Below are 13,082 nucleotides of genomic sequence, written 5' to 3' on the forward strand. Positions count from 1 at the left end.
TCAGGCTCCCGGGTCGGGTTGTACGGGTCCGGGCCGCTTGGCCCGCACGGCCTCCAGCTGGGCCGCGAAGGAAAGGGCCAGGAAGAGGGCGATGGAGGTGAGGTAGGCCCAGAGCAGCAGGGACATGAAGGCGGTCAGCGGGCCGTAGACGGTGTCGAAGGACCCGCTCACCTGGAGGTAGAGGCTGAGCAGCCAGGTCAGCGTGGTCCAGAGCACGAGGTAGACGGCGGCGCCGAAGGCGAGCCAGGTGTAGCCCGGCTGCCGCCGCCGTGGCGAACGGCGGAATATCGCGCTCGCGGAGAGCAGTACGAGCGCCACGCCCACGGGCCAGCGGAGCAGGTCCCAGGCGGACCGCGCATCGGCGTCCAGGTCGTACACGTCGACCACCGCCGCCACCAGGTCTCCCCCGGCCACCATGGCGACGAAGCCGAGGCCGAGCGGGATGCCGGCGGTCAGCGACATCACCAGCCCTCGCAGGTACTTCAGGTGGAAGACCCGGTCGCGCTCCACCCCGTAGATCCGGTTGGCACCCCGCTCGATCTGGCACATCGCCGTCGTCGTGTTGGCCAGTGAGAAGACGAGCCCGAACCAGAGCGCCACCTGCGCCCCCTCGTCGGCCCGCTGACGGCTGCGGTCCAGCGCGTCGTCGACCACCTCGGCGCTCGGCCCCGCCGTGATGCGCTGGATCGTCAGTTCCGCGACGCGCCCCAGGTCCTCGGTGTGCAGGGCCGTCGACAGCCCGACGAAGGCGATGACGAGGGGCACCACGGCCAGGACGGTCTGCAGGGCGAGGGCGCGGGAGTGGCTGAAGCCGTCGGCGTAGCGGAAGCGTACGAAGGAGTCGCGCAGCAGCGGCCAGCGGCCGTACCGTCGCAGGGTGACGAGTGCCTCGTCACCGGAGAGTTCACTGCCGATCATGTCGCGTGTCTGCGGCACGCGGGTCGCGGTTCCCATGTCACTCCCCCCGCGCGGGCAGCATGACGGTCAGCGCGCCCGGCACGACCCGGGCGGTGAGCAGCCGGCCGGGCGGCACCGGGTCGCCGTCCAGCTCGCGTGGCTGGGGCGCGTCGAAGCGGATCTCCGCACGGCGGAACGTGAAGTACTCCACGGCCCGGGAGCCGTCCGCGCTCTTCCCGTCCGTGCTGCGGCGCAGCAGGGCGACGACGGCGCCGAACCATCCCGCCGGACCGCGCGGATCGAGGATCAGCAGGTCGAGCAGGCCGTCGTCGGGCCGGGCCGCCGGGACGAGTGCGGCACCACCCTGCACCTTGCCGGTGTTGGCGATGAGCACCATCCGCGCGCTGCGGCGCAGGGGCCGCCCGCCGTCCAGCGTCACGGTCAGGCGCATCCGGGGGGCGCGCAGCTCACGCAGGCCGCCGACCACGTAGGCGGGCCAGCCGAGCACCGCCTTGGCACGGTCGCTGGTGCTCTCCAGCATCGCGGCGTCGAGCCCTGCCCCCGCCATCACGGTGAAGTGGGCGGTGGCCGTGTCGTCGCCCTCGATACGGCCGAGGTCGATCCGGTGCGGAGCACCGCTGAGCGCGGCGGCCAGCGCCTCCGTGGACCTGACCGGCAGGCCCAGGTTGCGGGCCAGGAGGTTGCCCGTGCCGCAGGGCACCACAGCGAGCGGCACTCCCGTGCCCGCCAGCGCCTCCGCAGCCGCCCGGACCGTTCCGTCGCCCCCGCAGACCACGACCAGCGAGGCCCCGGCCCGTACGGCGCCCGCCGCCTGGCCCTCGCCCGGATCCTCGGCCGTGGTCGGGACGAACTCGGCGTCCCGGTGGCCGTGCTGCTCCAGGACCTCGCGCAGGGCTGCGCGGTCGCGCTCATCCGTCACGGTGGGGTTGAAGACCACCGTGGTGGCGCCGGGCGACGTGGCGTGCGCCGTACCGGCGGCGATGCCCGCGAACGGCGCCTCACCGGAGGGAGCCGGGGCGGGCACGTGCGGGCCCGCAAGGAGAGCCCTGCCGACGATCAGCAGGGACAGGCCTCCGTTGAGCAGGCCTCCCGCGATGTCCGTCGGATGGTGCATCCCCCGGTAGGCCCTGGCGATACCGACCAGGACCGGCAGGAGCAGCAACAGCACGGCCACGGGCCGGCGCCACGGCCCCTTGGCCCGGCGCAGGACCAGGACCGCGAGACCGGCGTACAGCGCCGTGGCGGCGCCGGTGTGCCCGGAGGTGTAGCTGGACGTGGGCGGCGACGCGTCGAGGCGATCGACGTCCGGCCGGGTGCGGTCCACCGCCTCGGTGATGACCAGGAAGACCAGGGACTGCAGTGACACGGCGACGGCCAGGAAGACCGCCTCCCGCCACCGGGGCAGCCGGGGGACCACCAGGAGCAGGAGGCAGCTGAGGAGGGTGCCGGCGACGACCGTCGCCGTGTTGCCCGCTTCGGACACGACGAGGGAGACCGTGTCGAGGGTGGCGGTGCGGGCTCGCTCCAGTGTCCGGGCGACCGCGTCCTCGGCCGTCATGGGCCACACGTGGGCCCCGGGGCCGGTGATGAGGAGGCCGAGCCCCACCATCAGCGCCGCCTGGCACGTCGCGGTCGCCGCGATGATTCCGGCGGCCCGTCCCATGCCTCCGGCGGTCTCCGGTGCACGGCGGGGGGCTTCGGCGGCCTGCCGCTCGCCGGAGCCGCGCGGCAGGACCACGGCGCGGGCGCCGATGGGGGCTGTGGGTCTTTCCGGTATGTCGGTGGGCATGGGCGTTCCCGTCGTTCTGTGGCTCTCGGCCGCGAGTGGGACCGGGGCGGCCCGCCCCGGCGTTCGCCGTCTGCCCCCTCTGCGCCCGGACAGACCTGTCGTGGCGTGAGGTGTCCACGCCCGTCCCCCGCCACGGGCTCCTCCGCCCGGTCGCACCGGCCGGTTATCGGTCATAAGCTGCCTGGGCCGACGGAGGGTGGCCCGTACCGGGCTGACCAGGCCGTCTGTCCGTACCCGGCGCCGGACGACGCCCCGGGGGCAGCGGGGTGGCCACCGGCGAATTCCGGCCGGTTCGCACCAATGACCCGGGCTCGTGCGGGCAGGAGAGCGGCGACGCCGGACGACCCGGGAGTACGGGCGACGGCGGATGCGGCATACCTCAACGGAAGGAGCAGCCGGTGTCGGACGCAGCACGCGGTGACGACGTCTACCAGCCGGAGGGATCGGACGGGGACAACCGGCCGACGGACGAACTCGATCCGGAGAACGTGATCGACGAGCCCGATCTCGACGACATGCTGGACACGGGCTACTCCCCGCCGGAGAAGCCCCTGGGCGTGTCCAAGTACGGCACGACGGCCGAGGAGCAGAGGGAGGGTGAGTCCCTGGACCAGCGCATCGCGCAGGAGCAGCCCGAGGAGGATCCCTTCCAGGTGAACCTGACCGAGGGTGAGCCCGAGGACAACGGCCCGGAGGAGGACGACGCGGGGGGCGAACGGGCCGGACGCGTCGCGGCGGCCGAGGACGCGCGCCCCCTGCGCAACAACAGGGTGCTGGGCCGCGACGTGGGCATCGACGGGGGCGCCGCCTCCGCCGAGGAGGCCGCGGTGCACATCCAGGAGGACGAGACCGGGGCCTGACGGTCCCGGCCGGCGGGCCTGCGCACGCTCCTGACCTGCAGGTCGGGTGCGCCGGATGCATGGCCTCGCCGATCAGGGGAACGTACGGACGCGGGCCACGCTCCGGTGGCCCCCGGAGGAAAGGTGACAGGCGATGACCGACAACGACGTGAAGAACCGGAAGGTGCTGGCCGTGGTCACCAACTACGGCGTGGAGCAGGACGAGCTGGTGGTGCCGGTCGAGCGCCTTCGCGGCGCGGGTGCCCAGGTCGACGTCGCGGCGGTGTCGATGGACGACATCGTGACGCTGGTGGGCGACAAGGATCCCGGCAAGACGGTCCGCCCCGATCTCACCCTGGAGGACGCCGTCCCAGGCGACTACGACCTGCTGCTCGTCCCGGGCGGCACCCTGAACGCCGACACGCTCCGGCTCCAGGACGGCACGACCGGGATCGTCCGCTCCTTCACGGAGGCCGGGCGCCCGGTGGCGGCCATCTGCCACGGCCCCTGGGCCCTGGTCGAGGCGGGTGTCCTCGCGGGCAAGCGGCTGACCTCGTACGCCTCGCTGCGGACCGACATCCGCAACGCGGGAGGCGAATGGACCGACGCGCCGGTGGTGACCGACGATTCCGGCGGCTGGACGCTGATCACCTCGCGCAACCCCGGTGACCTCGACCCCTTCCTGGGAGAGATCGGCAAGACGCTCGCAGCGCGCGCCTGAACCGGGACGGCGCACGGGAACCCGGCCCGGCCCCCGCGTCCGGACACGACCGGTGGCGGGCCGGGGCGCCGGCCCACGCGCCACTGCACTCCCCGGGGTGCGTAGCGCGGGCAATCGACTGACAACGGCGCCCGGCCGTTTCCTGTCGCGCCAGATGGATACCCGCCCTCTATGAACGAAATGTCTGAAGTCGACCGACGCGCCTCCGCCGGCGGCACGGCCTGGCGCGCGGTGCGGCGCGTGATGCCGTCCCCCCTGGGCCCGGGCCGGATCCTGCGGGCCATGGACCGCCTCGAACACACCACCGCACTCGACGGTGCCGTCGACCTGGTGCAGAAGGGGGTGCATGCGCTCCCTCTAGGGCCCTGGCGAGACGCGCTGCACGGCCGCTGGCTGGGCCATCCCGTGCATCCCCTGCTGGTGCAGGTCCCCATCGGCACCTGGCTCTCGGCCGCCGTACTCGACCTCCTTCCCGGACAGCGCCGCGCGGCGTGTGCCCTCGTCGGCGTGGGACTGAGCACCGCTGGCCCGGCGGCCCTCGCGGGCTGGGCCGACTGGGCGGAGCTGCAGTCCCGCCAGCGGCGGGTCGGGTTCGTCCACGCGGCGGCCAACATCACCGCCGTGGCCTTGTACGCCGGGTCGTTCACGGCCCGGCTGCGCGGACGCACCGGACTCGGAAAGGCCCTGGGTTTCGCGGGTCTGTCCGTCGTGGGCGTCGGCGGGGCGATCGGCGGCCACCTGGCGTACCGGCAGGCCTCGGGGGCCAACCACGCCGAAGCGGTGCCGGATCTGGTGACGCCCGGGTGGCACGAGGTCGGCGCCGTGTCGGACTTCCCCGTCGGCGAGGCGGTGCGCCGGCACATCGACGACGTGCCGGTCGTGGTGGTGCGGGAGAGCGGCGAGCAGGTGCGGGTGCTGGCCGACGCGTGCAGCCACCTGGGCGGCCCGCTCTCCGGCGGTGAGGTCACGGACGGCTGCGTACGCTGCCCGTGGCACGGGAGCGTCTTCCGGCTGTCCGACGGCTGGAACGTCGAGGGCCCCGCGACCGCTGCGCAGCCCGCCTTCGACACGCGGATCACCGACGGCCGTGTGGCGGCGCGCCTGCGTGAGCGAGGGCTCTCCCCGAGCGCCTCGCACGGAGCGGCCTGAGCGACCGGGCCCCTGGAGCGTGGCGTGCCGGGGACGACCGGGTGAGGGTGGCGGCGGGCGGGCCGTCCGCCGCCACTGTCACCTCACGACACGGGAACCGCGGCCCCGGCACGGCCACGCGTCCCCGGCCGCGCCGGGGAACGCGCCGACCGGTCTCGGGGCGCCTCTCCCCGCTGCCGGGCGTCCGTGGCTCAGTAGCCTACTGAGAACGTGGCGTCGGCCCGGTCCGTGGCGGTCGCGACCGGATCGATGCGCAGGGCGTAGCCGGAGTGCCTGATGTACCGCGTCGGGTTGTTGTGCGAGCGGAAGGACGCCCATGAGCTGTCGGCCAGCCCGGCGACCCGGTGGAACGTGGCGTCCTGGGCGTAGGCCGCGGTCCCGTCGACGGCGTCGAGCCGGAGCTGGTAGTCGTAGTGCCGCAGGTAGCGGGTGGGGTAGTTGACCGACTGGAAGGAGACGCCCGCGGAGTCGGCCAGGCCCGGCACGAGCCGCCATTGGGAGTCGGTGTACGGATCGAAGGGGTAGGTGTCGATCCGCGCGGCGAAAGCGGCGTGGCGCACGTAACGGTCCGGGTGGTTGTACGACTTGAGCCGGTTCCAGGCGGGGGCGCCCCAGCGGGCGACGAGGTTGCCGTACTCACCGGTCGTGACAGGGGCGATCGTGCAGTGCTTGGCGTTGACCGGGTGGGTGTAGAGCCTCTGATCGACGGGGGTCCAGGTGCCGGCGGCGAGGTCGGTGCTCCGCCAGGCGTAGAAGACTCCGTTGGGGGTGTAGGTGTCGCCCCACAGGTACCAGGTGTTCGAGGTCAGGGACTTCACCAGGGTGGGGGCCTCGGTGCCTCCGTGGGCGACCGACGTGCTGAAGGGCGTGAAGCTGCCCGGGTTCAGCGAGGTGGAGCGGGCGCCGACCAGACCACCGGTGCTGCTGCTCTTGAAGTAGAGGTAGTTGGCCCCGTTCACACCGACGGCCATGTCGCCGTCGATGACGTCGTAGCCGGGGTCGAAGAAGACCTGGGGAGCGGAGACGGTCGTGAAGTCGCTGGTGTAGTTGACCATGAGGACGTTGTGGCCGGACGAGTTCACGGCCGAGTAGAGCAGCGCGTACTGCCCACGGCTCGCGTCCCAGAAGGCTTCCGGCGCCCAGCTGTGGGTGGCCATGGTGTGCAGGTGGGGGCGGCGGTAGTTGGTGAACGTGCGCAGGTCGGTGGAGTCCCACACATGGATGTACTGGCTGTTGTAGCCCCAGTCCGTGCCCTTGAGGTCGGTGGCCAGCACCACGAAGGTGCCGTCCCGTTTGCGCATGATGAACGGGTCCCGCAGGCCGCCGGCACCTGCGGTGGGGGTGACGACGGGGTTGTTCTGGTTCAGCGGCATCCAGGTGAGGGAGTCCGTGCTGACGGCCAGGTGCAGGCCGTAGTCGGTTCCGGCCCCGTCGGGTGACTCGGTGAAGTAGCCCATGACGTAGGCGGCGTCCGCGGCGTGCGCCGGGCCGGCCCCCCACGCCAGGTCGGCGGCCAGCGTCATGGAGGTGGCCGCGGCGGCGCCGAGGAACAGCCTGCGTGAGGGCGTGGTGCGGGGGTGTGCGCTCATCAGCTCTCCGGATGCTTGCGGGTCGGGTGAGCGGACCGCGGTGACGGGCCGGCCGCCTCGGCTGCCGGCCCCGCCGGTGCCGGTCTGGGGCCGCCACCGTCGATGCGGGTCGATATTTCGAACGAAGTTCGGTGGACCGGTCAGAAAGTAGAGCTTCCCGAGAGGCGCGTCAATGCCCCTGACAGCGCTTTCCGCTCCTCGCCGACTCAGCACAACCCGCTTGGCACGCAAGGCACTTGAGGGCGCCGACGGCATTGACGCCGAATTTCGCGGCGCCTATGGTTCCGGCGACATGGCGAACACTGTTCGAAACCACGAACAGTATCCCCTCGCCACCCTTCCGGGCCCCGGCACGTGCGGTTCTCCCCCGAGCGCCGCGTCTCCCATGCACCCCCGGCCCTCCCTCGGACGCGAGGAGGTGTCCGTCGGCGCACCGCCCCAGCCCGTCCGGAAGAGCACACCACCCCACAGCCAGTGCACCACTGGCCCTCACGGAACAGGTGCTCGATGTCTTCCCACGTCAGCAGGCGACGCATCCTCCAGATCGCCGGGGCCACGGCCGCCGCCTCCGCCGCAGGACCTCTCCTCGGCGGCTCCCCCGCACAGGCCGCGATACCGCCGGTCAGGGCCGACATCGGAGTCCGCGCACAGGGCTTCGACCTCGGCCAGGTCCGCCTGACAGCCAGCAGGTGGCTGGACAACCAGGAGCGCACGAGGAGCTATCTGCGCTTCGTCGACGTGGACCGGCTGCTGTACAACTTCCGCGCCAACCACCGGCTGTCCACGAACGGCGCGGCGGCCACCGGCGGCTGGGACGCGCCCGACTTCCCCTTCCGCACGCACGTCCAGGGCCACTTCCTCACGGCATGGGCGCAGCTGTACGCCGTGACCGGGGACACCGTGTGCCGGGACAAGGCCGTCCGCATGGTGGCGGAACTGGCCAGGTGCCAGGCCAACAACGCGAACGCCGGCTTCGGCGCCGGGTACCTCTCCGGCTATCCCGAGTCCGACTTCACTGCACTGGAGGCACGCACCCTGACCAACGGCAACGTGCCGTACTACACGATCCACAAGACCATGGCCGGGCTGCTCGACGTGTGGCGGCACATCGGCAGCACGCAGGCCCGTGACGTGCTGCTCGCCCTGGCCGGCTGGGTCGACACGCGTACGGGACGGCTGAGCCGCTCGCAGATGCAGGCGATGCTGGAGACCGAGTTCGGCGGCATGAACGCCGTGCTGACCGATCTCTGCCAGCAGACCGGCGACACCCGCTGGCTGACCGTCGCCCAGCGGTTCGACCACGCCGCGGTGTTCGATCCGCTGGCGGCCGGCCAGGACAGACTGAACGGGCTGCACGCCAACACCCAGGTGCCGAAGTGGATCGGAGCCGTGCGCGAGTACAAGGCGACCGGCACCACCCGTTACCGCGACATCTCCACCCACGCCTGGAACCTGTGCGTCGGTGCGCACACGTACGCCATCGGCGGCAACAGCCAGGCGGAGCACTTCCGCGCGCCCAACGCCATCGCCTCCTACCTGAACCAGGACACCTGCGAGAGCTGCAACACCTTCAACATGCTCGCCCTCACCCGGGAGCTCTTCACCCTGGACCCGGACCGGGCGGCCCTGTTCGACTTCTACGAGCAGGCCTGGCTGAACCAGATGATCGGCCAGCAGAACCCGGCGGACAGCCACGGCCACGTCACCTACTTCACCCCGCTCAACCCGGGAGGCAGACGCGGGGTGGGGCCGGCGTGGGGTGGCGGGACCTGGAGCACCGACTACACCACCTTCTGGTGCTGCCAGGGCACCGGCCTGGAGATGCACACCAGGCTCATGGACTCCGTCTACTTCCACTCCGGTACGACGCTGACCGTCAACCTGTTCGTGCCCTCGGTGCTCACCTGGTCGCAGCGCGGCATCACGGTCACCCAGACCACCGACCACCCGACGGGCGACACCACGACCCTGCGCGTGACCGGCAGCGCGGGCGGCACCTGGGCGATGCGCATCCGTATCCCCGGCTGGACCAGCGGGGCCACCGTCAGCGTGAACGGGGTCGCGCAGAACATCGCCACCACGCCCGGCAGCTACGCCACGCTGAGCCGCGCCTGGACCACCGGCGACACCGTCACCGTCCGCCTGCCCATGCGGGTCGTCATGCGTGCGGCGAACGACGACCCCGGTGTCGCCGCGATCACCTACGGCCCGGTCGTGCTCTCCGGCGACTACGGCAACACGGCCCTCAACTCGCTCCCGTCCCTGGACACGTCCTCGATCAGGCGGACGAGCACCGCGACACTCGCCTTCACCGCGACGGCGGGCGGCTCGACCGTCGGCCTCGGCCCCTTCCACGACGCGCACGGCCACAACTACACCGTCTACTGGAACACCAGCGGCACCACGCCCGTCCGTCTCGCCAACGCGGGCAGTGGTCTCGTACTGGGCATCCAGGACATGTCCACGGCCGACGGGGGCCGCGCCCTCCAGTGGACCGACTCCGGCACCGCCGACCACGACTGGGAGATGCTCCCGGACGGTGACGCCTTCCGCTTCCGCAACGTGCACAGCGGCAAGGTGCTCGGCGTCCGGGACATGTCCACGGCCGACGGCGCGACGGTCCTGCAGTGGTCGGACAACGGCACCGCGGACCACCGGTGGATCCTGCTCGACCAGGGGGACGGCACCCACAAGATCCGCAACGTGCACAGCGGCAAGCTGCTGGCCGTCGAGAACGGCTCCACCGCGCTCGGCGCCTTCGCGGTGCAGGACCGGGACGACGGCACGGCCGACAACCGGTGGCGCATCGTGCGGAACCCGTGACGCTCCGCCGGACGGCCCGCCTGTCCGCTCGCGGGCAGAGGAGGCGAGGCTCCGTGCCGGCCGGTCCCCAGGTCGGGGGCCGTACCGGGCGGGACCCGCCCCCGGTTCGACGGCCGATTCGGAGCGGACCTCTCCCCCGGTTCGGCGGCCGTCCTCGCTCGCTGGTGATTTCACCGATGGCGTCCAGGTCACGTCCCACGACTCTTGTCGGGTCAAGCACCCGCATCCCAGCGTCCCGCATCCCCGTCAAGGAGTGCTCCATGCGTCGTCGTCTTCCGCGCCGGATCATCGGCGTCCTCGCGACCGCCACGGCCGCGTTCACCCTGTTCTCCGCGGCCCCCTCAGCCGGCGCGGCCGACATCGCGACCACGGCTTCCTCGACCGCCTCCACCGCAGGGGCCACCGTCGCGGACGTACAGCCGCTGGCCACCGGCACACCCGTCGTCTTCGTCCACGGCTACACCGGCAACGCCTCCAACTGGGTCACCGCCATGGGCGTCTTCCAGCTCAACGGCTGGTCCAGCTCCAACCTGTTCGCCTACGAGTACAACTCCTACGGCAACAACATCACCAACGCCCAGGGGCTCGCCTCCTTCGTCAACAACGTGAAGGCGCGGACCGGGGCGAGCAAGGTCGCCATCGTCAACCACTCGATGGGCGGCCTCGTCAGCCAGTACTACATGAAGGTGCTGGGCGGAAACAGCAACGTCAGCCACCTCGCCTCGATCGCGGGCGCCAACCACGGGACCACCTTCGCGAGCGCCTGTCTGATCTACACGACCTGCCAGCAGATGTATCCGGGGTCGTCGTTCATCTCCCAGATCACCTCGGGCGACGAGACGCCGGGCAGCACCAGGTACGCGAGCTGGTACTCGGCGTGCGACGGCGTCATCATCCCGTACACCAGCACCCGGCTGGACGGTGCGACGAACAACAACGTGCTCTGCCAGACCCACATCGGTTTCCTGGCGGACACGGTCGTGCTGGGCCAGATCGCCCGGTTCATCGCCTCCTGACCGCCCGGGGCGCCGGCCGGTGTCCCGTGGGGGGTCTCGAACGTCCCCGGCCCTGTTCCCTCGCGCGTCCGCGGTGGGAACAGGGCCTTCCGGCCTTCCGTGCCCGTCAGGCGCTGGCCGCACCCCGTCCGGCGGTGACAGCATGGAAGGAGGGGGACGGACGGCACGAGGAGCAGCGATGCGTACCCACACGTCCGGCGCGGGACCGAGGACGGTCGTGGGCGTGGACGGTTCGGAGCATGCCAGGGCCGCCGCACTGTGGGGTGCGGACGAGGCCACACTCCACGGTCAGGCCCTGTGGCTCGTACACGCCGCGAATCTGGACCGCCTCGACCGGTTCGCCTCGTTCGAGACCTCCGAGCACGCCCGGACCAACGGCACCGCGGTCCTGGCGGCGGCGGAGGAGGAGATACGCAGCCGGTTCCCCGGTCTCGACCTCACGGTCAAGCTCAGCAGGCGGAATCCGGTGACCGCACTCCACTCGGCTGTCGGGCCGGGCGGCACGATCGTCGTCGGCAGCAGGGGCAGCGGAGGGTTCGGCCCCCTCCTCCTCGGATCGGTCGGTCTCGAAGCGGTCGTCGGCAGCCCCGCGCCCGTCGTCGTGGTGCGCGGGGAGACCGGACGGGGCAGCGGCGCACCGGTCACCGCCGCGGTACGGGACGAGCACGACGCCGTGTGGCTGGACCGGGCCGCGAGGGAGGCGGAGGTGCGGGAGTGCCCCTTGCGCCTGCTGAACATCCGGAGCATTCTCGGCCGGTTCGACGGACGGCAGGCCCCGACCGAGGACGAGGAGCGGCCGGGAGACTCCCACCGGCAGTTCCTGACCAACCTCGCCGCATCGATCCGCGAGACGCGTCCAGGTCTCACCGTGCAGGCGGGAACGGACACGGCGCGATCGGCCGCGTCCGCCCTCGTGGAGGCGAGCAGAAAGTCGGAACTCCTGGTCGTCGGAAGCCACGAGCGCCGCAGTGTCTCGGCCCTGGGCCTCGGCCACGTCGTACACGCCCTGCTGCACCACGCGCACTGCCCCGTGCAGATCGTGCCCTACACCCGCGACGAGCGGGGAGTCGCCGAGGAGGCGCTCGGGGATGACGTCGTCTGACGCGCCGGGCCACGCCCGGCCGTCGGCTCCGGGCCCGGCCTCCGGCTCCCGGCCACCGTCGGGGCCCGTCGCCCCCGCGCACGCCGAGGAGGAATCATGCCGGGCAACGAACGGAATCTGACGCTGGACGGTCCGGTGGTCGTCGGCACGGACGGCACGGAGGACGCCCACCGGGCGGTGCGCTGGGCGGCGTCCGAGGCCGCTTCCCGGGAAAGCCCCCTGACCGTCGTACACGCCACAAGGACCGAGGCCGGACACGGCCGTCTGTCCGCACGCGGAGTCGAGCGCGCGAAGGAGCACGCCACCGAGGTGCTGGCCGAGGCGGCGGAGCTCGCGAAGCGAACCGCTCCGGGCGCCGCGGTCACCACCACGTCGTGTCCGTACGCGACCGCCTCCTGCCTGCTCGGCGAGGCCGGCCGTGACGGCACGGTCGTCGTGGGAACCCGGGGCCACGGCGGTTTCCTGGCTCTGCTGGTGGGCTCGGACGCCCTCCGGGTGGCGGCCCACGCCCATGTACCGGTCGTCGTGGTGCCCCGCCAGGAGCGCGAGGATGCCGCGGGCACTGTGCTGGTGGCCGCGCGGGACGGACGGGACCGGGAGGCGGTGCGTCTCGCCGCCGACGTGGCACAGCGCCGAGGGGCGGCGCTGCGTGTGTTCAGCGCGTGGATCTTCCTCGACAACGTCGGCAGCATGGCGACGATGTTCGGCGATCCGGCCGGTCTCGCCGAGGCGGAGGCCGCGGAGGCCGCCCGTCTCGTCGCCGAACTGCGCGCGGACCGCCCCGGTCCGCGGGTGAGCCACGACGTCGTCCGCGCGGCGTCGGCAGCCGCCGTGCTGGTGACGGCGACCGCCGACGCGGACCTCGTGGTCATCGGCTCCCGCCGGCATTCCTCTCCCGTAGGCGCCGCGCTGGGACACGTGACCCACGCGGTGCTGCACCACGCGCACTGCCCTGTGCTCCTCACCCCGCTGTCCGCGCGGGACTGAGCCGCCGGGTCGTGGGCCGGGACCGCGAGCCGCCGGGTCCTGGGTCGTGACCCGCCCTGCCGAGCGGGGTGGGGGGAGGCACTCAGTGCGTGCCCGCCGCGCCGGGCACCCGCACGGGCGGCACGCCGAAGCCGGCCTGCTTGCAAGGC

General features: G+C 72.3%; 10 protein-coding genes. 7 read left to right on the forward strand and 3 right to left on the reverse strand.

Annotated elements, in window-relative coordinates; translation table 11 throughout:
• On the reverse strand, window positions 1-954 hold the full coding sequence (locus ACFY8O_RS14870) for a YihY/virulence factor BrkB family protein (protein WP_145805637.1): 954 nt from the start codon (window positions 952-954) through the stop codon (window positions 1-3).
• Window position 955: 1 nt separating this feature from the next.
• Window positions 956-2,707, reverse strand: coding sequence for a diacylglycerol kinase family protein (locus ACFY8O_RS14875; RefSeq protein ID WP_387902084.1), 1,752 nt, complete (start codon window positions 2,705-2,707; stop codon window positions 956-958).
• A gap of 398 nt (window positions 2,708-3,105) precedes the next feature.
• On the opposite strand from ACFY8O_RS14875, the gene ACFY8O_RS14880 reads away from it, so the two are divergent.
• The 3 genes from ACFY8O_RS14880 (at window position 3,106) to ACFY8O_RS14890 (ending at window position 5,416) form a co-directional block, all read left to right on the forward strand.
• Window positions 3,106-3,567, forward strand: coding sequence for a DUF5709 domain-containing protein (locus tag ACFY8O_RS14880; RefSeq protein WP_145805641.1), 462 nt, complete (start codon window positions 3,106-3,108; stop codon window positions 3,565-3,567).
• 133 nt (window positions 3,568-3,700) lie between these two features.
• A complete protein-coding gene (locus tag ACFY8O_RS14885) occupies window positions 3,701-4,267 on the forward strand; it encodes a type 1 glutamine amidotransferase domain-containing protein (RefSeq protein WP_145805643.1) in 567 nt (188 codons plus the stop codon).
• Between the two features lie 243 nt (window positions 4,268-4,510).
• A complete protein-coding gene (locus tag ACFY8O_RS14890; protein WP_387902541.1) occupies window positions 4,511-5,416 on the forward strand; it encodes a Rieske 2Fe-2S domain-containing protein in 906 nt (301 codons plus the stop codon).
• 191 nt (window positions 5,417-5,607) lie between these two features.
• Here the strand turns inward: ACFY8O_RS14890 and ACFY8O_RS14895 are convergent, their stop codons facing one another.
• The gene (locus tag ACFY8O_RS14895) at window positions 5,608-7,005 is read right to left on the reverse strand and encodes a glycoside hydrolase family 43 protein (RefSeq protein WP_387902086.1); all 1,398 of its coding nucleotides are present in this window, start codon (window positions 7,003-7,005) and stop codon (window positions 5,608-5,610) included.
• 507 nt (window positions 7,006-7,512) lie between these two features.
• Between ACFY8O_RS14895 and ACFY8O_RS14900 the strand changes: the two genes are divergently transcribed.
• From ACFY8O_RS14900 to ACFY8O_RS14915, 4 genes are all read left to right on the forward strand, one after another.
• Complete coding sequence (locus ACFY8O_RS14900; protein WP_387902089.1) at window positions 7,513-9,828, forward strand: beta-L-arabinofuranosidase domain-containing protein; 2,316 nt, start codon at window positions 7,513-7,515, stop codon at window positions 9,826-9,828.
• 260 nt (window positions 9,829-10,088) lie between these two features.
• Window positions 10,089-10,844 carry an esterase/lipase family protein gene (locus ACFY8O_RS14905; protein ID WP_387902091.1) on the forward strand — a complete coding sequence of 252 codons (756 nt, stop codon included), beginning with the start codon at window positions 10,089-10,091 and terminating at the stop codon, window positions 10,842-10,844.
• Window positions 10,845-11,022: 178 nt separating this feature from the next.
• Window positions 11,023-11,946 carry a universal stress protein gene (locus tag ACFY8O_RS14910; RefSeq protein ID WP_387902094.1) on the forward strand — a complete coding sequence of 308 codons (924 nt, stop codon included), beginning with the start codon at window positions 11,023-11,025 and terminating at the stop codon, window positions 11,944-11,946.
• A gap of 96 nt (window positions 11,947-12,042) precedes the next feature.
• Window positions 12,043-12,933, forward strand: a complete 891-nt coding sequence (locus ACFY8O_RS14915; protein ID WP_387902097.1) for a universal stress protein — start codon at window positions 12,043-12,045, stop codon at window positions 12,931-12,933.
• The last annotated feature ends 149 nt before the right edge of the window (window positions 12,934-13,082 follow it).

Origin of the sequence: Streptomyces argenteolus (assembly GCF_042902585.1) — a bacterium.
Taxonomy (GTDB): Bacteria; Actinomycetota; Actinomycetes; order Streptomycetales; family Streptomycetaceae; genus Streptomyces; species Streptomyces argenteolus.